At 37.9% G+C, this 23,528-nt stretch carries 20 protein-coding genes; all 20 read left to right on the top strand.

All coding sequences use genetic code 11. The annotated features are described in order from the left end of the window. Positions 1–298: 298 nt before the first annotated feature. The 20 genes from HPY74_12285 (at position 299) to HPY74_12190 (ending at position 23,346) form a co-directional block, all read left to right on the top strand. On the top strand, positions 299–1,147 hold the full coding sequence (locus HPY74_12285) for a TrmB family transcriptional regulator (GenBank protein ID NSW91429.1): 849 nt from the start codon (positions 299–301) through the stop codon (positions 1,145–1,147). A 30-nt stretch (positions 1,148–1,177) separates the two neighbouring features. Further along, complete coding sequence (locus HPY74_12280) at positions 1,178–2,266, top strand: hypothetical protein (GenBank protein ID NSW91428.1); 1,089 nt, start codon at positions 1,178–1,180, stop codon at positions 2,264–2,266. A gap of 39 nt (positions 2,267–2,305) precedes the next feature. After that, positions 2,306–3,673 (top strand): extracellular solute-binding protein, encoded by a 1,368-nt coding sequence (locus HPY74_12275; protein ID NSW91427.1) that lies wholly within the window; start codon positions 2,306–2,308, stop codon positions 3,671–3,673. Between the two features lie 190 nt (positions 3,674–3,863). Further along, positions 3,864–4,832, top strand: a complete 969-nt coding sequence (locus HPY74_12270) for a sugar ABC transporter permease (protein ID NSW91426.1) — start codon at positions 3,864–3,866, stop codon at positions 4,830–4,832. A gap of 50 nt (positions 4,833–4,882) precedes the next feature. Further along, complete coding sequence (locus HPY74_12265; GenBank protein ID NSW91425.1) at positions 4,883–5,752, top strand: ABC transporter permease subunit; 870 nt, start codon at positions 4,883–4,885, stop codon at positions 5,750–5,752. A gap of 35 nt (positions 5,753–5,787) precedes the next feature. Continuing rightward, positions 5,788–7,554 (top strand): glycoside hydrolase family 13 protein, encoded by a 1,767-nt coding sequence (locus tag HPY74_12260; GenBank protein ID NSW91424.1) that lies wholly within the window; start codon positions 5,788–5,790, stop codon positions 7,552–7,554. Between the two features lie 196 nt (positions 7,555–7,750). Further along, a complete protein-coding gene (locus tag HPY74_12255) occupies positions 7,751–9,532 on the top strand; it encodes an ABC transporter substrate-binding protein (protein ID NSW91423.1) in 1,782 nt (593 codons plus the stop codon). Positions 9,533–9,671: 139 nt separating this feature from the next. Next, entirely contained in the window at positions 9,672–10,634 is a 963-nt protein-coding gene (locus tag HPY74_12250; GenBank protein ID NSW91422.1) for an ABC transporter permease, read from the top strand. Positions 10,635–10,668: 34 nt separating this feature from the next. Continuing rightward, a complete protein-coding gene (locus HPY74_12245; protein NSW91421.1) occupies positions 10,669–12,084 on the top strand; it encodes an ABC transporter permease in 1,416 nt (471 codons plus the stop codon). A 12-nt stretch (positions 12,085–12,096) separates the two neighbouring features. Further along, complete coding sequence (locus HPY74_12240) at positions 12,097–13,083, top strand: ABC transporter ATP-binding protein (GenBank protein NSW91420.1); 987 nt, start codon at positions 12,097–12,099, stop codon at positions 13,081–13,083. Beyond that, complete coding sequence (locus HPY74_12235) at positions 13,080–14,045, top strand: ABC transporter ATP-binding protein (GenBank protein NSW91419.1); 966 nt, start codon at positions 13,080–13,082, stop codon at positions 14,043–14,045. The genes HPY74_12240 and HPY74_12235 overlap by 4 nt, the downstream gene beginning before the upstream one ends. Before the next feature lie 47 nt (positions 14,046–14,092). After that, positions 14,093–14,359: a hypothetical protein gene (locus tag HPY74_12230; protein NSW91418.1), complete on the top strand. Its 267-nt coding sequence runs from the start codon at positions 14,093–14,095 to the stop codon at positions 14,357–14,359. A gap of 183 nt (positions 14,360–14,542) precedes the next feature. Continuing rightward, positions 14,543–15,265 carry an ABC transporter ATP-binding protein gene (locus tag HPY74_12225; protein ID NSW91417.1) on the top strand — a complete coding sequence of 241 codons (723 nt, stop codon included), beginning with the start codon at positions 14,543–14,545 and terminating at the stop codon, positions 15,263–15,265. Further along, positions 15,262–16,938 (top strand): hypothetical protein, encoded by a 1,677-nt coding sequence (locus HPY74_12220; GenBank protein ID NSW91416.1) that lies wholly within the window; start codon positions 15,262–15,264, stop codon positions 16,936–16,938. The genes HPY74_12225 and HPY74_12220 overlap by 4 nt, the downstream gene beginning before the upstream one ends. 137 nt (positions 16,939–17,075) lie before the next feature. Beyond that, positions 17,076–17,774: an endonuclease III domain-containing protein gene (locus HPY74_12215; protein NSW91415.1), complete on the top strand. Its 699-nt coding sequence runs from the start codon at positions 17,076–17,078 to the stop codon at positions 17,772–17,774. 408 nt (positions 17,775–18,182) lie between these two features. After that, positions 18,183–19,280: a glutamine amidotransferase family protein gene (locus tag HPY74_12210; GenBank protein NSW91414.1), complete on the top strand. Its 1,098-nt coding sequence runs from the start codon at positions 18,183–18,185 to the stop codon at positions 19,278–19,280. Then, entirely contained in the window at positions 19,277–20,779 is a 1,503-nt protein-coding gene (locus tag HPY74_12205; GenBank protein NSW91413.1) for an alpha-hydroxy-acid oxidizing protein, read from the top strand. The genes HPY74_12210 and HPY74_12205 overlap by 4 nt, the downstream gene beginning before the upstream one ends. 31 nt (positions 20,780–20,810) lie before the next feature. Next, positions 20,811–21,347, top strand: a complete 537-nt coding sequence (locus HPY74_12200; GenBank protein ID NSW91412.1) for a 4Fe-4S dicluster domain-containing protein — start codon at positions 20,811–20,813, stop codon at positions 21,345–21,347. A gap of 3 nt (positions 21,348–21,350) precedes the next feature. Next, positions 21,351–22,604 (top strand): NAD(P)/FAD-dependent oxidoreductase, encoded by a 1,254-nt coding sequence (locus HPY74_12195; protein NSW91411.1) that lies wholly within the window; start codon positions 21,351–21,353, stop codon positions 22,602–22,604. A gap of 4 nt (positions 22,605–22,608) precedes the next feature. After that, positions 22,609–23,346: a hypothetical protein gene (locus HPY74_12190; protein NSW91410.1), complete on the top strand. Its 738-nt coding sequence runs from the start codon at positions 22,609–22,611 to the stop codon at positions 23,344–23,346. The last annotated feature ends 182 nt before the right edge of the window (positions 23,347–23,528 follow it).

Raw genomic sequence — 23,528 nt, 5'->3', positions numbered from 1 at the left:
TACAGGCATGTCTTCATTTGTGACAATGAAAGTTTTATTTTTTAAAACTGATAAACGTCATATGGAATAATCTGGGTACTATGAATGATTTAGGGTAAAAAGTTTGAGTTTTTATGAATAGGTCCTGTGAATAATTAAGAGACTATTGACTAAAAACAATTTTGATGATATATTATTAGTAGTAATATTTATTACAACTATTATGCAAATAGCTACTTAAACTAACAGAAAATAATTCTGAAAAATAACTGTACAACATATGAAAATATGATTATGACTAATAAAAGGAGACATGTACATGGAAAATATTGTTAATATGATGCAGGATATTGGTTTTTCAATAAATGAGGCAAAAGTATATCTCGCTTTAGTTATAAAAAATCCTATGAGCGGTTACGAGATCGCAAAAAACACCGATATTACCAGAACAATGATATATGATATTCTGAAAAGGCTTGTGCAGAAGGGAGCGGTAATTGAAATAGAAGCAAATCCCAAGCTCTATTCGCCGGTTTCATACAAGGAGCTTTTTAATAGGTACCGGGAAGACTATCTTAAAAAGATATCCGAGTTGGAAGAGAAAATGGACAATATCAAATCAGACTCAAAAGTTGACAGTTATCTTATAAATATAACAGATTATGAATATATGATCAAAGAGATCAAACACTTGATAAGAGAAGCTAAAAATGATATTTATCTATCCATATGGGAGCAAGAAGCTTTAATTTTCATGAATGATTTGCAGGAAGCGCATAACAGGGGTGTCAACATAATTAGCTTTTCTTACGGCCAACTTCCTTATGATTTTGGTGTCATATACCAATACGGTATTCCAAAGGATGTATTAAAAGAAATATGGACCAGGCGGAGAATAATAGTTGTTGCAGATAGAGAAAGAATCCTTATAGGGGAAGGCAACGAGACTATAGAAGAGATTAGCGTTATTACAAGCAATACCATGCTGATAGAGTTGGCAATAGACCAGTTAATTCTTGATATTATACAATTGCGTATTTTAAAAAATGAGGGTGTACTTCCTGATACAATATTGAAAAAGAGTGATTATATTAATAATATCATTGAGTTTCACAAAAAAATTGGGATAGACTATAGCAAAATACCTCGGAGGGTTGAAGAAGATTAGCCAGGATGAAGAATTTGGGGGGGAATAAGTTTGTTTAAAGAATTAAGTTACTATAAACCTTGCTTTAAAGAAGTAGTAGAAAGGTTTGAAAATTTTTATAGTGCAGTAGACAAAGGAAGTACAGGAAATTTTATTTACAGGGCTCTATTAGACAGTGATATGGCATTGTATAGAAATATCAAGCTTAATAAATATAATTTTGATAATGACATGGATATCGATAGGTATGTAGAAGATTTAATAAAAGAAACAGAAAAAGTGTATGAAGCAAGAAAAGATGTGTCTGACGATACTCTGCCCAATATTTCCCCTGTACTGGGAATAGGAGATTATAGTGCTTTTGTTGAGGGAGAAATTATTTTTGGAGAGGATACCAGTTGGAGCCAGCCTATACTTAAACGTCTTGAAGATTGGAGATGCTTACAAGAAATTGGTAACTCGAAATGGTATAAGAAATTTATGATTATTTCGGAAAAGCTGATGGAAAATGTTAAAAGTTCGGGGATTCCTTATATGCGAGGTTTTTTTTCTCCACTGGATTTAGCACATGCTTTAAGAGGTGAGGCAATTTATACTGATTTTTTTGATGATCCGGATGAGGTACATCAGTTTTTGAATTTCTGTGCAGAATCAACAATTAAGTTTGCTGAAGATTTAAAAAGCAGAGTTTACAAGTATTTAGGAGATACCGAATACGGAACATATTTCTTCCAAGATGGTATTAATATGTCTGAAGATATAGCCTGCATGATATCACCGGAACTCTACAGGGAGTTTGAAGCACCCTACACACAGAAAGTAATAGACCACTTCGGGAATGGATTCCTGCACTGCCACTCGAGGGCATTATATATAGTTCCTGAACTATGCAAGCTTAGAAATGTAAAAAACATATGGATTGCTACAGACCCTAACCAAACAGAGCCTATTAACGTCTTAAAGGATTTAATAGCAAAATCCAACAATGTCTGTCTTTCCATTGACTGCAAATCCTTTGAGATGGTTGAGAAGAATATGGAAATAGCAAAGGAGGGAAATGTTGCTTTTTGTACACTAGTCGAAAGTATCGAACAGGCAAACCGTAATACTGATTTTATAAGAAAGCATTCAAGATGCTGAGCAAAAGGAGCAAAATGTTGATTAAAGGAGGGATATGTAATGTTAAAAAAAGCATTAAGCGTTATCTTAGTTTTGGCATTAGTATTTGTAATTTTTAGCGGATGTGCAAAAACAAAAGAATCTGACAACTCTGACAAAACAAATGAAAATACTTCAAAAGAGCCTGATGTTTCCGATCAGACGGCAGCAACCGGAGAAACAGAACAGCTGAATAAAGAGGCACAGCTTAAGATATGGTTCAGCCTGTTCCCTGAAGAAAATAAGGAGTTGCAGGCCATAGCAGATGAATTCACAAAAGAAACAGGTGTCAAGGTACAGGTGCTGGACAACAACTTTTTTGAAATAAGACAAAAGTATCCTATTGCGGCAGCTTCGGCAGATGCACCGGACCTTATACTAGCCCAAGCGGCTGACCTTGGTACTCTTGTTGAAGCAGATACTTTAAGACCTATTGAATTTGTCGATCAGCAGTTTGCTGATAGGTTTGTTTCGGTTGCCATAGATGCTTTCAAATATAAAGGGAAGCTTTATGGTGTAGGTTATTCTGCCGATGCATACGGAATTGTTTATAATAAGAAGCTTATAAGTGAACCCCCTAAGACCTGGGATGAATTCTTTAAGAAAGCTGAGGAGTTGACTGTAAAGGATTCAAAGGGCAATATTACTCAATATGGTTTTCTTATTGACCCTACTAATTATTGGTTTATTTATCCACTTATTGAAAGGCATGGGGGATACTATTTTGGCAAAAATCCCGACGGCTCTTTCAATCCTGATGACATTGGAGTAGCCAATGAAGGTTCAGTTAAAGCTTTTGAAGAATTGCTGGCACTGAAGAAAAAAGGCCTTACAACGCAGACATCTGAAGAGAATGACAGCATAGTCAGCCAGCGTTTCGCAGAAGGTAAAGTTGCCATGATTATTTATGCACTGTGGTATGCACAGAGTTATAAGGATAATAATATAAATTATGGATATGCTCCTCTGCCGAACAATAACGATGGAACAGCCAGCAAACCTTTAGGGAGCATAATGGGCATAATGGCAAATAAGAATTCTAAGTATCCAAAAGAGTCTGATGCTTTTTTCAAGTACATGATGAAGGATGAGCACTTACAGAGGTTGTATGAGGCTGCAAACGGAAAAGAAGCTAAGAACGGCCAGAGAAACACTTTAAATAAAAGTGTTTACAATAGCAACTATGTACAGTCAGACGCCAACCTGAAAATGCTTGCTGATGTTGGTATGTCGTCCCAGGTATTTCCATCTAACCCTGAAGCGACTGTAATCTGGAACTATTCAAAACAAGCCTTGGATAATATATTCTTTAACAATAAGCCGGTAGCCGATGCATTGAAAGAGTTTGAAGCAAAAATAAAAGAAGATATTTCAAAGATGAAAAGGTAGTCAGGATTAGCAGTGGAGTGTGAATTGGAGCGGAAATGTGAGACCAAGAGTGAAAGCAAGACGAATGTAAGTATGAAAGCAAGCCTGAATGTGAGGCGGAATGCAAGTCCGAAGTTGCGTTCAAATGAAAGTGTGAGGGGAAGCGGGAGTACATCCCTCTTTCCCTCACTTTGGATTGGAGGAGGTTGAAATGACGGCGGACGAAAAACACATTGAAAACAGGTTAAAACCAAGCCGTAGAAAGTTTACTGTAAAACAGAAAAAATTTAAGGAAACAGTAAAAGCATTTTTAATACTTGCTCCTGCATTAGTTCTGATATTTATTTTTTATGTTATACCAATTATTCAGAATATATTGCTTTCCTTTACCAATTACAGCGTACTGCATATAAATAACTATGAATTTGTTGGGTTAGAAAACTACAGGTATATATTTGGTGAACATATTACCGGTCTATCAGAGCTTATTATATGGACTTTTATTTTTGCAGCAAGTGTGGTGATCGTTTCTTTTTGTGTCGCAACAGTATTGGCAGTTGTATTGAATAACAACAATATCAAGCTCAGGGCAATTTATAGGACCATATTTATAATTCCCTGGGTAATACCTTCGGTTATTACACTCTTAATGTGGAGAGGACTTTTGAATACAAATTATGGTTTCGTAAATAAGCTCCTTATGGCAGTCGGCTTGGGTAAAATACCGTGGCTAACTCATCCTGTTATGGCAAGAGTATCTGTTATCTTGATTACCGTCTGGTTTAGTTTCCCTTACCTTACAGTAGTTGCCCTGGGAATGCTGCAAGCCATCCCCCGCCATCTCTATGAGTCTGCCCAAATAGATGGTTCTTCGGCATTAAGGAGCTTTATAAGTATAACTCTTCCGCATCTTTTAAAGGGAATGGTTCCGATACTTATTATGGCATTTATTATGCAGTTTAACCAGTTTGGAATATACATTGTAACAAAAGGTGAACCGGCGGCAAAAAACCTGGGAGATCCGGGCGCTACGGACCTTTTGTTAACTTATGTGTATAACATGGCTTTTAGGGTATTCAGGTATGACCTGGCTGCTGCATATTCTGTTATTATTTTCATATTCGTAGCTATATTTGCATTAGTGAACATGAAAATTTCCGAAAGGCTTCTTAAGGAGTAGGTCAAAAGACAAAACTTGTATTTCTAACTGTTTTGGAAGGGTGGTACTGTGTGGAGAACAAGATTAAGAGCAATAGTAAGATAAAAAGAAAAAGTAAGAGGAAACTTATATATTTTTTGGTAAATTTGTTTTTATTAATATTTGCATTATCAGTGCTTATTCCGGTTCTTTATATGATAGTGATATCATTTGGAAAAAATGTTATGTCACTTGAGACAGGTGTCCTGCCGAAAGAACTTACGCTTAAGAACTATTATGACCTTTTTACGAAACACCAGTTTCTAGATTGGATAAAAAATTCACTGATTATATCCTTAGGTACCATGGTTCTAACGGTCGTACTTACTTCTTTGGGAGCTTATACATTTTCCCGGTTGGATTTCTACGGGAAAAAGGTTGCCTTCAATACCATATTGCTGATACAGATATTTCCGGTAACCCTTTCCATGGTTGCCATACATCAGATATTAAATGCTTTGGGGCTATTGAATAAGATTATAAGTCTTATACTTGTAGATACGGTTATGGCGCTGGCGGGCTTGATATTGCTAGCTAAAGGGTACTTTGATACTATACCCAAGGAGTTAGAGGAATCGGCATTTATCGACGGAGCTAACAAAGGAACCGTCCTTGTAATGATTATTATTCCTTTGGTTAAACCGATGCTGGCTGTTATAGCTGTCCAGAGTTTTGTTCTGGCGTATAACGAGTATGTAATAGCAAATGTTGTTATGACCGGAGGGTTTAAGAGTATGCCTTTGGCAGTTGGTTTAAGAAGCATGTTTGAAGGACAATATGGTATAAACTGGCCTAGATATTGTGCTGCGGCATTGATCGGTTCGTTACCCATGTTGGTCTTATTCTTTACGTTGCAGCAATATTTTATATCAGGCCTTACGGAAGGTTCGGTGAAACAATAATCGAATAATTGAAGCAACTGAGGTGATAATTGATTATGCTAAAAGAAGCCATACATCATGAAAACTTTGGAACATATGCTTATCCCAAAACGGAAAATGAATTGAACTTAAGATTGAGAACTGCAAGGGATGATATTTCAGAGTGTTATGTTTACTATATTGAACGGTATGATTATACTCCTGGTTTATTATGCAAGAAAATGGAACGTTTTGCGTATGATGAATACTATGATTATTTCCATTGCACTATAAAAGTAGAAAATAAAAGGTTTAAGTATTTTTTTAAGCTGGTTGATAGTAGGGGAGAACAATTTTTTTATCTTGAAAACGGCTTTAAAAGAGATTTTCCTGAAAACACACTGAACGGGGGGTATTTTCAATATCCTTACATAAACTGTGATGATATCCTTGATATACCTTTATGGAGTAAGAGTGCCATACTTTACCATATTTTTCCAGAAAGATTTTGTAACGGTGATAGAAACAATGATCCTATGAAAGTACAGCAGTGGGGAACAAAACCTTATAGGGACAGTTTTTTCGGAGGTGATATAAAAGGAATTATAAGTAAACTTGATTACCTGCAAAACCTTGGGGTGAACGCTATATATTTAACTCCTGTATTTTTGTCCAATTCAAACCATAAATATGATACGATAGACTATTATAAAATTGACCCTAATTTCGGAAGCCTGGAGGAAATGAAAGAACTTGTGAGAGAGGCCCATAACAAAGGTATAAGAGTAGTACTGGATGTTGTGTTTAATCACTGTAGTAATAAGAATAAAATTTTTATGGATGTAGTGAAAAACGGTAAAGACTCCCCTTATGCCGACTGGTTTTATATTAAAGAGTTTCCGGTGAAAATGAAGCCTGTACCAAACTATGAAACTTTTGGTGTTAATATATACAGCATGCCTAGACTAAATACCTCAAATCCCAAGGTTCGTGAATATTTAATCGGAGTAGCGGAATACTGGACCAGGGAACTGGATATTGACGGCTGGAGGCTGGATGTAGCAGATGAAGTTTCTCACGGTTTCTGGAAGGAATTCAGAAAAAGGCTTAAGTCGATTAAAAAAGATATATTTATTATTGGTGAAGTATGGTATTGCTCAACACCTTGGCTTATGGGAGATGAGTTTGATTCTGTGATGAATTATCCATTCAGGCAAGCTGTCATTGATTTTTTTGTCAAACGGCAAGTGAACAGGGATGGTTTTATTATAAAGCTAAATAAATATTTTCTAAGTTATAAGGATGAAACACTTTATTATTTGCTTAATCTACTGGGAAGCCACGATACAGCCAGGTTTTTAACCCTTTGTGGCGGGAATGTTGAAAAAATGAGGCTTGCAGTAATATTTACCATGACATTTGTAGGGATACCCATGATTTATTATGGCGATGAAATAGGTATGAAAGGTGGTGATGACCCGGACTGCAGAAAAACAATGATATGGGATAGAGAAGTTCCTGAACCGGCATTATTTAACTTATACAAAAGGCTTATTAGAATAAGAAAGGATTATCAAGTACTGGTGAACGGAAGTATCAGATTTATAGAATTGTCAAAGAACAAAGGAGTATTATCGTTTATAAGAGATAATGGCAGTGAAAAAGCTATGGTTATTATAAACAATAGTGATTCCACGGTAAAAGTCGAGATTAAAAAAGCTTATTTCAATAAAACCGAAGTTACGGATCAACTCCATAATAGGAAGTACAGGTTCAATACAAGGGAAAGCGAAGAGATTGTCAGTATCAATATAAATAAGATGGAAGCAGTTTTGTTGACTTAGTTTCCAAGCTTGTAGATTATACGGCGGAGAAAAAAATTCTCCATTTTTAGTAAAATTTGTTAATAAATATATAGTTTTCGAGCGTAGACTATTGCAAATTAAGTTGAAATACTATAAAATAAAATAAGCTATTAAATAACAGTTAATAGTATTAAAGCAACTTTAAAAATTTTTATTGTAAAGGAGAGAGCGTTAAATGAAAAACAAGAAGTTAATTTTAGTTATTGCCTTGGTAGTTGTATTAGCTTTTGCGTTAGTACTCATAGTTAATAACTTCCGCAAAGGCCCGGGAGAGGATGACAGCTCTGCCGTAACTACAGGCGATGACAGTGCTCCAGCTACTACAAAAGAAGAAAAACCTTCTCAAACATCAGGTTTTGACTTCAAGAAGTATCAGGTTGACTTTATCGAAGCACAAGACCCGTCCAAGTCACCTGCTGTGGCACTTGATAGGAAAGATACCATGGTTATTGGTATTGCAGAGTTTAGTGGTATATTCAATCCTTTTTATGCAGAGTCTGCATACGATATGTACGCTAACTACTTAATGTTTGACTATCTTGTAGAACCTGATTTTGATGCTAAACCCATTCCGGGAGCGGCAGATTTTGAGGTATCTGAGGATGGTCTGACATACAGATTTACTTTAAAGGATGGTGTTAAATTCTGGGATGGGACGCCTGCAACGGCTGAGGACATTGAATTTTCATACTATGTCCTGTCAGACCCTTCGTACGACGGGCCGATAGATATCTCAACTGCTTTTATTAAGGGATTTGATGCTTATAAGAACGGTAATGCCGAAAAAATTGAGGGCATAAAAGTTGTTGATGAAAAGACTATTGAGATTACATGTGAACAGCCCAGTGCTCTTGCAATATGGGCTTTGAGCGTGCAACTTGTACCAAAAAAAGTGTATGGGGCTGAATTCAAAAAAGGCGATGTTTCAAAAGTAAAGGCAAACGTTAACAATCCGATGGGCACAGGCCAATATAAGTTTGTACAATATAAAGAAGGAGAATCTTTGACTCTGGTTGCCAATGATTCTTACTTCAAGGGTACACCAAAAATAAAGAATGTCGTATTTTCAGTCACACCTCCAGGTGAAGAGCTGCAGAGGGTAATTCTAGGTGAAACCGATATAGATATGGCTGATGTTTCTCCTGAAAACATGCAGCAGGCAAAAGATGCAGGGTTTATAAATATATACAGGTTCCCCACCAATGGCTACGGCTATGTAGGTTTGAACCACAACCTACCTAAATACCAGGATAAGAAAGTAAGGCAGGCTCTTTACCATGCAATTAACAGGGAAGAGGTAGTAAGGCAGGTTTACGGAGAGTATGCTAGCGTAATTAACATACCTCAGTCAAAGGTATCCTGGGCTTACGATGATGAGGGGCTTAACACTTATGAATTTAATCTTGAAAAAGCAGCTAAACTCTTAGATGAGGCGGGTTGGAAGCTGAATGCCAACGGTAAAAGGGAAAAAGACGGCCAGATATTCACAATCAAATTTTCAGCAATGCCCAGCAATCCTGTTACAGATATTCTTCTTCCTGTAATGAAGGATGACTATGAAAAACTGGGTATAGAATTGGTTATAGAGACTCTTGATTTCCCGGCACTCATTGATAAAGTAAACAGTGAACAGACAGATATGTGGTTTATGGCATGGGGACTTACTGCAGACCCTGATGCGAAGAATATATATCACTCTCAGGGTGCCCAGAACAAGTATTCTTACAGTAACCCTGAGGCGGACAGGCTTATTGAGGAAGGCATTAAAGAAACTAATATTGAAGAACGCAAAGCCATTTATAAAGAGCTATACAAAGTTCTCAATGAGGATGTCCCATGCTTCTGGATTTACCAGAGAAGCGATATGTGGGTTGCCAATGCAAGGATTAAGGGAATTGAAATTTCATCTTTCAGGGAATTCTTATATAACCTTTACAAGTGTGAAATTGCGCAATAACATGGACGAAATTGCTTAATTAAAAGGCAATTTCTTAAAAATTAATTAAATTCGGATTATAGGGAAAATGGAAATGTTCTTATTGCTCAACTGCCCGACTTTGTTCGGGCAGTTGATATATAATAGGGGGAGAGGAAATATGTGGCAGTATCTAGTTAGAAGGCTATTACAGATGATACCTATAATTGTCGGTATTTCCCTGATAATTTTTCTTGTTATAAATATGGTACCCGGTAACTTTATTGAAGCAAAAGCAAACCCGAAAATGTCTAAGGAACAGATTGAACATTTAAAGGATCTTTACGGCATAAATGACCCTATTCACATAAAATACTGGAAATGGATTAAAGGTGCAATCGTGGGTGATTTTGGCCATTCATTCATATATATAAAACCTGTCAGCGAAGTAATAAACACCTTTGTTTGGAATTCTTTTATTTTAGCTTTTTCTGCTTTTATACTGGAATTATTAATTGCAATACCAATTGGTATTTTATCTGCGACAAAGCAGTACTCTAAGACAGATATGACGTTTACCGTGTTTGCATTGGTGGGTATTTCAATACCATCTTTTTTTATGGGACTTTTATTGAAGAAAATATTTGCTGTAGATTTAAAAATCTTTCCTCTTGCAAATATGACTACCCCCGGTGCCAACTACACCGGTTTAAGGTATATATGGGATGTTGTGATACATTTAATTATGCCGTGTATTGTCCTTGCCTTCAGCGGTGTTGGTTCTTTAATGAGGTATACAAGAACTGCTGTTTTGGAGGTTATTAAGCAGGACTATATCAGGACTGCCCGTTCAAAAGGTTTGAGCGAGAAGATTGTTATATATAAGCATGCATTAAGAAATGCTTTAATACCGATTGTGACCATAATCGGATTATCTTTGCCCGGATTGTTTTCAGGAGCAATTATTACTGAGAGCATTTTCGGCATACCCGGAATAGGGAAAGTCGCTCTGGATGCCGTAACTAAAAGAGATTACCCTCTAATGATGGGATTCTCATTGTTTGTTGCTGTTTTAACACTAATAGGCAACCTTCTGTCAGATATTCTTTACGCCGTGGTAGATCCACGCGTAAAGCTTAAGTGAGGTGCAATAGATGAAAAGAAAACTGTTGCAATACATGAACATGAAAGTATTACTTCTTTTAGGCTTGATATTTTCAGTATTAATCATTATTATTTTTGCATTACCATTTATTGTTATTAAAAAATATGCCACTATTAACGGATTTGATTTGATTTTCAGTATTTCAAAGCGGCTTGAATTAATACCGGTATCCGGCAGTGGGCCTGTGCTTGTTTTGATAAGCAATTCCCTGCCGTTGTTGCTTTCCGTGCTTATGTATACTTTTACGACCGGCTTGTTTATTGCATATATGTATAAAAACAAAAAAAGCTTTTCAAATATTGCTATACTTACTGCTTTCCTAGGCTACATTTTATACGGCGTGCAGCTTTCCGATACAGGGACCAGTGTAGTTGAATTTTTTGCTGTTTTGCTTATGAAGCAGCAGGCAAGTGATGGTTCAGTTATTTTTAAGATTGCGCAGCAAGAGGTTACTACCGGTATAGGAGCGCGTCTGCTTGCTATTATAGGAATGTTACCCATATTTGCCGCAATTGCCGTTAAGGTTATGGAGAATGCGAAAAGGAAAAAATATGATGCAATTCAGACTCCATGGACTATTGCATTCAGGCAGTTTAAACGTAATAAGCTTGCGCTTGTCGGGGTAGGAATACTTTTTGTATTTGTTATATGGTGCTTTTATGGTCCTGTATTTTCAGATTTTGCACTTCTTGAAACCAAAATTTCAGTAGCAAAACAAAAGCCTAGTTTAAAATATATTTTAGGAACAGATGCCATAGGTAGGGATATTTTTACCCGGCTAATGTATGGTGGCAGAATTTCGCTTACTGTAGGCTTTGTCGCTGTATTAATAGAAGTGCTGATTGGTGCTTCAATAGGTGGGATTTCAGGTTATTATGGCGGTAAGGTGGACAACATACTTATGAGGATTGTTGATGTTTTCCTAAGCCTTCCTTATCTTCCTGTAGTAATAATTCTTGGTACTGTTATGTCCGACCTTGATATACCTCCACAAAAAAGGATATACTTTGTTATGCTTATTCTGGGCTTCCTCGGATGGCCATATCTGGCACGGCTTGTAAGAGGGCAGATATTGTCTCTTCGTGAGCAGGAATTCATGCTTGCAGCAGAAGCTCTGGGCTTAAGCGATAAGCGTAAAATTTTCCGGCACCTCATACCTAATGTTATACCTCAAATTATTGTAACTGCAACCCTTGGAATCGGGGGCGCAATTTTAAGCGAATCTGCCCTGTCATTTCTCGGCCTTGGTGTGGCAATGCCGTATCCTTCGTGGGGAAACATGATCCAGGCAGTAAGGGACTCTTATGATTTTGCTTATCGTGCCTGGTTATGGATTCCACCCGGTATATGCATATTTATTACAGTGTTGGCAATTAATTTTGTGGGTGACGGTCTAAGGGATGCCTTTGACCCGAAAATGAAAAGGTAAGGGGGTGTTGTGATGCCAGATAAGCTTGTAGAATTTAAAAATCTGCATACCTATTTTTTTACTGATGCAGGTATTGTTAAAGCAGTTAATGATGTTTCTTTTATTGTAAACAGGGGTGAGACAATCTGTATAGTTGGTGAATCGGGATGCGGTAAAACTGTTACAGCATTATCTCTTATGCGGCTTGTTCAATTTCCCGGTAAAATTGTGAAGGGTGAAATACTTTACAATGGGATAGACTTGCTAAAACTTACTCCTGCTGAAATGCAGAAAATTAACGGGAGCAAAATAACCATGATATTCCAGGAACCTATGACCTCCCTTAACCCTGTTTTTACGGTTGGGGATCAAATATCGGAAACAATTATATTACATGAAAAGCTATCTAAAAGTGCGGCAAAAGAAAAAACCATAGAAATGATTAAAGTAGTAGGTATTCCTAGGGCTGAGAGCATTTACAAATCTTATCCCCATGAGCTTTCAGGTGGTATGAGGCAGCGTATAATGATTGCAATGGCCCTTGCCTGCAATCCTGAACTCTTGATTGCAGACGAACCCACAACAGCTCTGGATGTAACTATACAGGCCCAGATACTTGATTTGCTGAAGAAGGTAAAAGAAGAGTTTGGAATGTCCATTATGCTCATAACTCATGATTTGGGTGTAGTGGCCGAAATGGCCGATTATGTAGTCGTAATGTATGCCGGAAAAGTTGTTGAGGAAGGACCGGTGTTGGAGATATTTAAAAACCCGAAACATCCTTATACCATAGGCCTTTTAAATTCCAAACCTGTACTTGATATAGCACAGAAACGGCTTTATTCAATTCCCGGGAATGTGCCGAATCCCATTGAACTTCCTGATATGTGCTATTTTTCAGATAGATGTGAGAAGTGTATGGAAATATGTAAAAGAGCTTTTCCTGGTATGGTTGAGCTTGAAAACAATCACAAGGTTGCATGCTATCTTTATGACGGGCAAGGAGGTGAAGCTGGATGAGCGAGGTATTGTTGCAGGTTGAGAACCTAAAAAAGTACTTCCCGATAAAAGGTGGAGTTTTTCAGAGGACAGTGGGGTATGTGCGCGCAGTTGAAAATGTCAGTTTTACCATTAACAAGGGCGAGACTTTTGGGCTTGTGGGCGAATCGGGCTGTGGAAAAAGTACTGTTGGAAGGACTATTCTCAGACTCTATGATAAGGATGGCGGGGAAGTAATATTTAGGGGTAAGAATATACATGCATTAAATAAGAAGGAATTGACTCAATTAAGGCCTAAGATGCAGATTGTATTCCAGGACCCGTACAGTTCACTAAATCCGCGTATGACAGTAGGGGATATTGTTGGTGAAGCCCTTGTAGAACACGGGATATGTACAAAAAGGAATGTCAAAGAGCGTGTTCTTGAGATATTGAACCGTTGCGGGTTATTACCTTACCATGTTGACAGGTATCCCCATGAGTTTTCAGGTGGACAGAGGCAAAGAATAGGTATCGCACGTGCCCTTGCCCTTGAACCTGAATTTATAGTTTGCGACGAACCTGTATCAGCACTGGATGTTTCCATACAATCCCAGATTATAAACCTCTTGTCTGATTTGCAGTCAGAGTATGGTTTTTCATACCTGTTTATATCCCACGATTTGAGTGTGGTAAAGCATGTATCTCACAGGATTGGAGTCATGTATTTGGGTTCTATGGTAGAAATTGCCGAGAAAGATGAACTTTTCCGGAACGCTTTGCATCCTTATACAAAGGCTCTTCTTTCGGCAGTTCCTATACCAGATCCAACAGTTAAAAAAGAAAGAATTATTTTGACAGGGGATATTCCGAGTCCGGCGAATCCTCCGTCAGGCTGCAAATTCCACACCCGCTGCCCTTATGCCATGGATAGGTGCAGAAAGGAAGAACCGCTGATGAAGGATGTGGGAAATGACCACATGGTAGCATGCCATCTAATTTAGAAAGAATAAAGATTAGAGATTAAAGAAGCAAAACGAGAGATGGAGCTGTGAAAAATAATAGAAGGATTAGTAGATTTAGCGGTTATAAAGAAAAGCTTAAAAAATTAATTAAAGATAGAAGGTTGATTGCGTCTGATAATTCATTAAAAGACGATATAAGAATAAAGGATGATGAAAATGCAGAAGCAATGACACTTAAGGATTATGTGGCATTAGTTCTGGCATTATTATCTCTTTTCTTGCCGTGGGCTTTAATTTTTAGTGGTATATATGCACTTGTGATTTTTTTGCTTACAAAGTTCTGGCTGAAATAGTGTTCCGGTTGAAGTGGCTTGGATAAATTTGGTCAATTATTATGATTATTATGATAATTATTACGATTCTAGAAAAAATAATATAAATAATAATAGTTATATGGTATAATATTTCCAAATTAACTATAGAAGTGGATAATATCGAAATACTAGAATAGTACAGAGTAGAAAAGGGGAAAAACTGTGATTGAAATTAAAAATCTTTCAAAAAGCTATAATAAGGGAGCGGTAAAAGCTGTAGACAACCTTAATTTGAAGGTGGAAAGAGGAGAGATTTTCGGTTTCCTTGGTCCAAACGGCGCAGGAAAAACCACTACTATAAAACTGATGGTGGGACTGCTTAACCCCGACGAAGGGACTATTACCATCAATGGATACGATAACCGTAAATTTTCTCTGGAAGCTAAACGAAGTATTGGATATGTCCCTGATAACCCCGATGTTTATGAAAGGCTGACAGGAATAGAATATCTTAATTTTATGGCTGATGTATACGGGGTACCGGAAAAAGTACGCAGGGAAAGAATAGATTACTTCCTTGATGTTTTTGGCTTGACAGATGCTGCATCTGATTTAATAAAGAGTTATTCCCATGGAATGAAGCAGAAAATTGTACTTATGGGCGCAATTATTCATGACCCTGCTCTGTGGATTATGGATGAACCCATGGTAGGGCTGGATCCTAAATCTTCCCACTTGCTGAAGGATTTAATGAGAAAGCATTGCGATAAGGGAAATTCGGTTTTCTTCTCCACCCACATCCTTGAAGTAGCTGAAAAACTTTGTGACAGGATAGGCATTATCCATAAAGGGAAGTTGATAGCTATCGGCACCATGGAAGAATTGAGGCAGGGTGATAACGCTGATTCGCTTGAAAATATATTCCTGGAGTTGACGGAAAAATGAAAACTTTCATAACTTTGGTGAAGACAGGATTAAATGTTAATTTCGGTATATCTGCTCTTAAATACCGTTTTGCTGTGGAAAAAAAGAAGCGCTTGGAATCCGTATTAATAGGCTTAAGCATATTAGTTAGTCTGGGAATGCTGCTTTTTTTGTATGTTTTGGTCTTAAACAGTATATATTCGGTAGGAGTACAGTTAAATCAGCCGGAAATTGTTTTGACCACTTCAATTATATTTGCCCAGGTTATTGTGTTGATTTTCGGTATATTCTATCTTATGAGCGCATTTTATTTTTCGAAAGACGTAAATATCCTGGTGCCGCTGCCCTTAAAACCTTATGAAGTATTAGGAAGCAAGTTTGTTGTGGTAATGGTCAATGAATACCTTACAATACTGCCTATTTTAGTTCCGGCCATTATAATATATGGCGTTCGAACAAGCGTAAGCCTGCTTTACTGGCTAAAATCCATTATAGTTATCCTTTTTGCTCCTATAATCCCCCTTAGTATAAGCGCTTTATTTATAATAATTCTTATGCGCTTTATTAATTTCAGAAAAAGCAGGGACTTATTGGCAGTAGTTGGGGGTTTCCTCGGAATATTTATAGCCCTTGGTATAAATCTTCTTTTTACGAATATACCTGAAGGCAGCGAAGAAGAGTTTTTAAGGAATATTATACTGAACCAATACGGTATGATAAATTATATTGGGAGGCAATTCCCTCCCAGCATTTGGGCCACCAGGGGGCTTGCCGGGCGAGGCTTAGAAGCGGCAGGATATATTGTTCTTTTTATTGCTGTTTCTCTGGCGTTGTCTGTTTTGCTCTTGTGGCTGAGTAACCGCATATTTTATAAAAGCCTTCTTGTGGGACAGGAAGTATCCAGGAAAAGAAAGGTGCTATCTCGGGATGAAATGGCAAGAAAGTATGAGAAAAGATCTTCTCCCGTTGCTTCATTGTTTTTTAGGGAGTGGAAAATACTCTTAAGGACGCCGGTCTATGTTTTGAATTGCCTGAGCGGTGCAATTATAGGTCCATTTTTATTAGTGCTGCTTATGGTTACAAAGGACCGGGGCGGAGGAGAGAGTTTAAATGCGTTAATAAGCGATCCCAACAACTTTCTATATGTACAACTTATTGCACTTGCCTTTATGCTATACGTATCAGGAATAAATGTTACTGCGTCTACGGCTGTTTCCAGGGAGGGGCAGACATTCTGGATTTCAAAGATGATTCCCGTAAGTGCGAAATACCAGGTAATGGCCAAATTCCTCCACAGTCTTTCGACAACTTGCCTGGGCATTGTATTGATGTCTATTATCCTTGTTGTTTTTATAATGCCTTTATCCTCTGTATTACCGATATTTTTACTTGGACTTATAGGTTCTGTACCATTAACAGCTTTTAACCTTATCGTTGATGTGGCAAGGCCTAAACTGCTATGGCACAATCCACAGGAAGCCGTAAAACAGAATACAAATGCTTTATTGGGCATGTTGATAAGTTTGTTGATTTTGGGCTTGTGGACTGTTGCTGCAGTATTGATGATAAATGCCGGGTTTAATAACTGGATAATATTTGCAACTCTTGCTTTGTTAATGGCGGGGTTGGGTGTATTAAGCATGGTGCTGGTAATCAATACGGCAGAAAAAAATTACAGCAGGATTGAGATATAAATAATAGGATTTCATTGCAAAATTTTGTTTTAAGATATGAGTTGCAAGATAAAATCGGTAAAGTGGAATATAAATAATAAACCGGTATTTAAAATAAATCAGGTATAATAGAATTGGACTAAAAGGCGAAACAAAAGATGAAATTTAAGGTTAACGGAGAATTACATGAACAGTTGAATAGACAGTTAATGAATATATACTATTTATTGTACAACCATGCAGGTTATCAACACTGGTGGCCTGCAGATTCTCCTTTCGAGGTTGTTATTGGTGCAATATTGACTCAGTTTGTTTCATGGAAAAATGTTACCATAGCGATAGATAATTTAAAAAGGCATAATGTGCTTACGGTTGAAGGTATTTGTAAAATAGATATTGAGAACCTGAAGGAATTTATAAAATCGACGAGATTTTACAAACAAAAAGCAAAAAAACTAAAAGCCTTCTGCAATCATCTTAAGCAGTATTATGACGGCAAACTGGAAAGTTTCTTTGATAAAAACCTCCATGACCTGAGGAAAGAGCTTTTGAGCCTGTACGGTATCGGGGAAGAAACAGCAGATAGTATCATTTTATATGCAGCAGAGAAACCCGTATTTGTAATTGATGCCTATACAAAAAGGATTTTCAGCAGACTAGGTTTTTTTGCGGAAAATATATCTTACGCGAAGGCGCAAAAGTTTTTTATGGAAAACTTAGAGCATGATGTGCGACTTTTTAATGATTACCATGCCCAGATTGTCAGGCTTGGAAACAATTACTGCTCCAATAAGAATCCCAAGTGTACTCATTGTCCGCTGGTTGGTTTATGTACAAAACGGACCAATATAGACTGAAGGAGAATGAAGAATATGAATATGGGAGTTTCATATAAAAACAAATATAAAAAACAAAATGCAAGAATTAATAATTAAACTTGCAAAAAATTATAAAAAACTATTGAACGTGAAAAAATGGTGTGTTATAATTAAAAACGCAAATTTATTAATTATTGATAAGGGAAAGGAAAAAAGTTGTTACTCTAGGGAAAGAAAAAACATTTAAATACTTATGTATACAATGATGTATGCTGTTGTTATAATGAAGGACGGACTCAATGGGGAGTGTGTTAATTCTTCTTTGTCCGTCCTTTTTTGTAACCGTTTATGTGGTTACATGCGATAGTTATTATTAATAAAATGAAATAACAAAAACATGAAATTGCATTTTGTTTTATTTTATGTGTTATGAAAGGTGGTTTATGAATGTTACAACGTGAGGGTAAAATAAGAATTCCTTCCGGATGTGCAATTGCAGGAATAATGAATAAAAACAAAAAACTCATTTCCGGTACCGACATAATTAAATCAATTGCTTTGATGCATGAGCGTTCAAACGGTTTAGGAGGAGGTTTTGCTGCGTACGGAATATATCCCGAATATAAGGATTTGTATGCCATTCATATGTTTTATGACCATAAGGATGCGAAAGATAATGTTGAACGTTTTTTAAACGAGCATTTTGATATTGAATTGGCCGGCAGAATACCTACAAGGAAAATAGCCTCTATAACCAATGCTCCAATTATCTGGAGGTATTTTGCAAGTCCTAGGAAAGATAAACTGGTTGAATCCGAACTAAATGAAGACGAATTTGTGGTAAGGTGCATAATGAGGATTAATTCATGTTTTGACGGTGCTTTTGTCGTATCAAGCGGGAAAAATATGGGCGCTTTTAAAGCAGTGGGTTATCCTGAAGATGTGGGAGATTTTTATATGCTGGATACCTATAAGGCATATATATGGACAGCCCACGGCAGGTTCCCCACAAATACTCCCGGGTGGTGGGGAGGAGCCCATCCTTTTACACTGCTTGATTGGTCGGTTGTCCATAATGGGGAAATTTCTTCATATGATGCAAACAGGAGATGGCTTGAGATGTTTGGTTACAAGTGCAGCCTTCAGACCGATACGGAAGCAATTACCTATATGTTTGACCTGCTCTTAAGGAAGCACAAGCTTCCGCTGGAAGTTGCAATTACTGCAATGGCACCCCCTTTCTGGACGGAAATAGAAAGAATGGATGAAGATAACCAGGAACTGGTAAAAGCTATAAGGACTGTATATAGCTCTATACTGATCAATGGACCATTTTCTATCATATTGGGTTCTAAAAACGGCATTGTAGCTTTAAATGACAGAATAAAACTCCGTCCTCTGGTTGCAGCTGTTAAAGAGGATTATGTATATGTTGCGAGCGAGGAATCGGCTATCAGGGTGGTATGCCCTGAACCTGACAGAATATGGGCCCCAAGAGGTGGAGAGCCTGTAATCGCTCTTCTGGAGGAGGTTGAAAAGATATGAGTTTGAGTTTATTAACACCTGAATTTATTATTGAAAGGAATAATGAACGCTGTATTAGCTGCCAAGTTTGTGTAAGGCAGTGTGCAAACTTTGCCCACATTTATGATGAAGAAGAGAATAGGGTTTTGTCTGATGATTCTAAATGTGTGAACTGCCACAGGTGTGTAAGTTTGTGCCCTACAAGGGCCATTACAATAAGAAGGAATCCTCTGGAGTTTAAAGAAAATGCAAACTGGACATCAACAGCCATAAGGGAAATATATAAACAGGCTGAAACGGGAGGAATACTCCTTACAGGTATGGGAAATGACAGGCCTTACCCTATCTATTGGGACCACATTCTTATCAATGCCAGCCAGGTGACAAACCCATCCATAGACCCTTTACGTGAACCTATGGAACTTAAAACGTTTTTGGGAAGAAAACCGGAAATGCTGAAGGTGGAAAACGGAAAGCTTGCAGAGAAGCTGCCTCCTCAACTGGAACTGGAGATCCCCGTTATGTTTTCGGCAATGTCCTTTGGTTCAATAAGTTACAATGCTTGTGAAGCTTTGGCAAGGGCTGCATCTGAGTTCGGTATCATGTGTAACACCGGTGAAGGGGGATTTCATAAGGATTTGCGTAAATATAGTAAAAACACAATAGTACAGGTAGCATCCGGACGTTTTGGGGTGGACGCCGATTACCTGAAAGCCGGGGCTGCAGTCGAGATAAAAATCGGCCAGGGTGCTAAACCGGGCATTGGCGGCCATCTGCCGGGGGAAAAAGTGGGTGAGGAAGTATCAGAAACGAGAATGATACCAATAGGTTCCGATGCGATATCTCCTGCTCCTCACCATGATATATATTCTATTGAAGATTTGAGGCAGCTTATCTATTCACTGAAGGAGGCTACGGATTATCAAAAGCCTGTTTCGGTAAAAATTGCGGCAGTGCACAATGTTGCAGCCATATGCTCCGGTATTGCAAGGGCAGGTGCAGACATTATTGCAATTGACGGTTACAGGGGAGGTACAGGGGCAGCGCCCCTCAGGATAAGGGACAATGTCGGAATACCTGTTGAATTGGCATTGGCTGCTGTAGACACCAGGCTGAGGGAAGAAGGTATAAGGAACCAAGTGTCTCTTGTTTGCAGCGGAAGTATAAGAAACAGTACCGATATTATCAAGGCAATTGCACTGGGAGCGGATGCGGTTTATATCGCACAATCCGCTTTAATTGCTATCGGATGTCACATGTGCCAGAAGTGTTACACAGGCAAGTGCAACTGGGGGATAGCAACTCAGGACCCTGAATTGACCAAAAGGCTTAACCCGGAGATTGCCTCAAGGAGGCTCGTAAATCTGCTTAATGCATGGGCCCATGAGATGAAGGAGATGCTTGGCGGAATGGGAATTAACGCAATTGAAAGCCTTAGGGGAAATAGGCTTATGCTGAGAGGAATAGGTTTAAGCTCAAGAGAGCTGGATATACTTGGTATTAAAGCAGCCGGAGAATAGAGGCTTTTAATGGAAAGTGAGGGATATAAGAATGGAAAATTCAAATAAGGTAACCCGAAGAAGGATATATTCCAGAGAAGAGGTGTGTGTTGGGTGCAGGTTGTGTGAAATTTACTGCATTGCTGCCCATTCAGAATATAAAAATGATTTAATTAAAACATTCAAGAAAATTTCAAAAAGGAGGCCGCTGCCCGGTATAATTGTTGAAGAACGAAAACCCATATCTTTCGGGCTTCAATGTCGGCATTGTGAAGAGCCTGAGTGTGTAAAGGCGTGTATTACAGGAGCTATGCAAAAAAATCCCGAAACAGGAGTTGTTACCAACGATGCTGCAAGGTGTATAGGGTGCTGGACATGCATCCTTGCATGCCCTTATGGGGTAATAAGGCGTGATTACAGGGAGAGAAAAATTGCGTCCAAGTGTGATTTTTGCATGGAAAACGGCGGAGAACCCGTATGTGTCAAAAACTGTCCTAATGAAGCCCTTTATATAGGGAATGTAGTTGAGGAGAGTAATATGGTTGAAGAGAGTAATAGAGGATTTAGAGAAATGGAAGGGAGGGCTTGAAAAATGAGTTATGTTATTATAGGTAATTCTACTGCTGCTGTAGGGGCGGTTGAAGGAATAAGGAAATACGATATAGAAACTCCCATAGTGATTATATCTGACGAGCCTTATCATACTTATTCAAGGCCACTTATATCATATTATCTGGGTGGAAAAGTTGCTGAAGAAAACATGTATTACCGTAGCAGAGATTTCTATGAAAAGAACAAGGTAAAGCCGATCCTAGGAATCAAAGCAAAATCGGTAGATTTTGATAAAAAGGAAGTAGTACTTCAAGATGAAAGCAAAATACAATATTCAAAACTTCTTATTGCTACAGGTGGAAAGCCATTTATTCCTCCTCTGGAAGGCCTTGACAAGAAAAATGTTTTCAACTTCATAAAATTTGATGATGTGAAGGAAATTGAAAAAGTGGCTGTAAAGGGGTCGAGAGCAGTAGTTGTAGGTGCCAGTTTCAGCGGTTTGAAGGCAGTTGAGGCTTTGGTGCAAAGAGGTGTAAATGTAACAGTAATAGACATCATGGATAGGATTATGCCCCGCGTGTTTGATGAAACAGCTTCTTCGATAGCACTGAAGACCCTCCGAGAACATGGTGTTGAAGTTTTGCTTAAAACCACTGTTGAAAAGATAATAGGTGGTGAAAATGCTGAAGGTGTGATCCTTAAGGACGGGAGAGAACTACCTTGCAACTTTATAATACTTGCAATGGGGGTTAGGTGCAATACTGATTTGGTAAAGGATACAAAACTTAAAATAAATAGGGGGATTGTTGTTGATGACAGAATGAGGACTAACATTCCCGATGTCTATGCGGCAGGAGATGCAGCTGAAGGTTACAACTTTATTGAAGGAAGGAATATGGAAATTGCCATAATTCCTAATGCGTACAGGCAGGGAGAAACAGCAGGGGAGAATATGGCGGGAAAGGAAAGATTATTTAATAAAGGTTTTATAATGAATTCCATGCCACTGTTAGGCCTTTCAATTATAAGTGCAGGTTTATCCGAATCCGGGGAAGGAATAAGAGTAAAAGCCATATATAAAAATAGAGAAAACACATATAAAAAATTTTACATCAGGGACAAAAAACTTGTAGGTTATCTATTGATAAATGATATTGACAGGGCAGGCATATATACTGATTTAATCAGGAGGGAAGTCGATATATCTTTATTTGAAGACAGGCTTGGTGAAGAGGGTTTCGGGTTTGTCTCGTTACCGAAAGAAATGAGAAAAGAAAGAATGCTGGGAGGGTGATAGCATGAAAATATTGAATGCAAAGGGTATATACTTTAAGGATTTAAACAGAATGCTGAAAGAATTTTTCAGGCTAGGGGAAAAAGAAATTCTTGTTAAAAATGTAGAAGGACAAAGATATATTGGTGATGGAATACAGGGAAGCCACCGACTTATAATAGAGGGTACCCCGGGAAATGACATGGCTGCTTATATGGATGGGCCCGAGATTATTGTACGAGGGAATGCCCAGGATGCTATAGCAAATACAATGAATAGCGGGAAAGTTGTTATCTATGGCAATGCAGGAGATACAACAGGATATGCCATGCGTGGAGGCGAGGTTTATGTAAAAGGCAATGTGGGATACCGGGTTGGAATACACATGAAAGAATATTCTGAGAAAAAGCCGGTAATCGTAATTGGTGGCAAAGCAGGAGATTTCCTAGGAGAATACATGGCAGGGGGGATAATAATCCTCCTGGGATTAAATGAAGAAGATGTGGGAAAGATTGTCGGCAATTATTGCGGTACCGGAATGCATGGGGGGACGATATATATCCGCAGCAGTGTTGATGTTTGCAAGCTCGGAAAGGAAGTAAGGCAAGTTGAAGCAGATGACAAAGACATGGACTTTATAGGTGTATATGTAAAGAAGTTTTCGGATTATTTCGGCTTTGACTATCATTCTATCATGGATAGATATTTTACAAAGCTATACGCTTATAATAAAAGACCTTACGGGAATCTTTACGCTTATTGAAATTGTCAAGTCAAATTCACTTTTAAGGGCGCATTTTCTTCATAAGAAAATAAAAGGTGAAATGAAAAAGTAAAATCCACTTTGTAGGATTAAATTCCACCCAAATATATAGTTAATTAAAAAATGTGATATAGTGTTCACTTATATTAACTATTTTATAGAAGATTTTGCTGTAACAGCAA

The organism is Bacillota bacterium (assembly GCA_013314855.1).
GTDB lineage: Bacteria > Bacillota > Clostridia > Acetivibrionales > DUMC01 > Ch48.
This window is presented reverse-complemented; position numbering and strand designations above follow the sequence as displayed.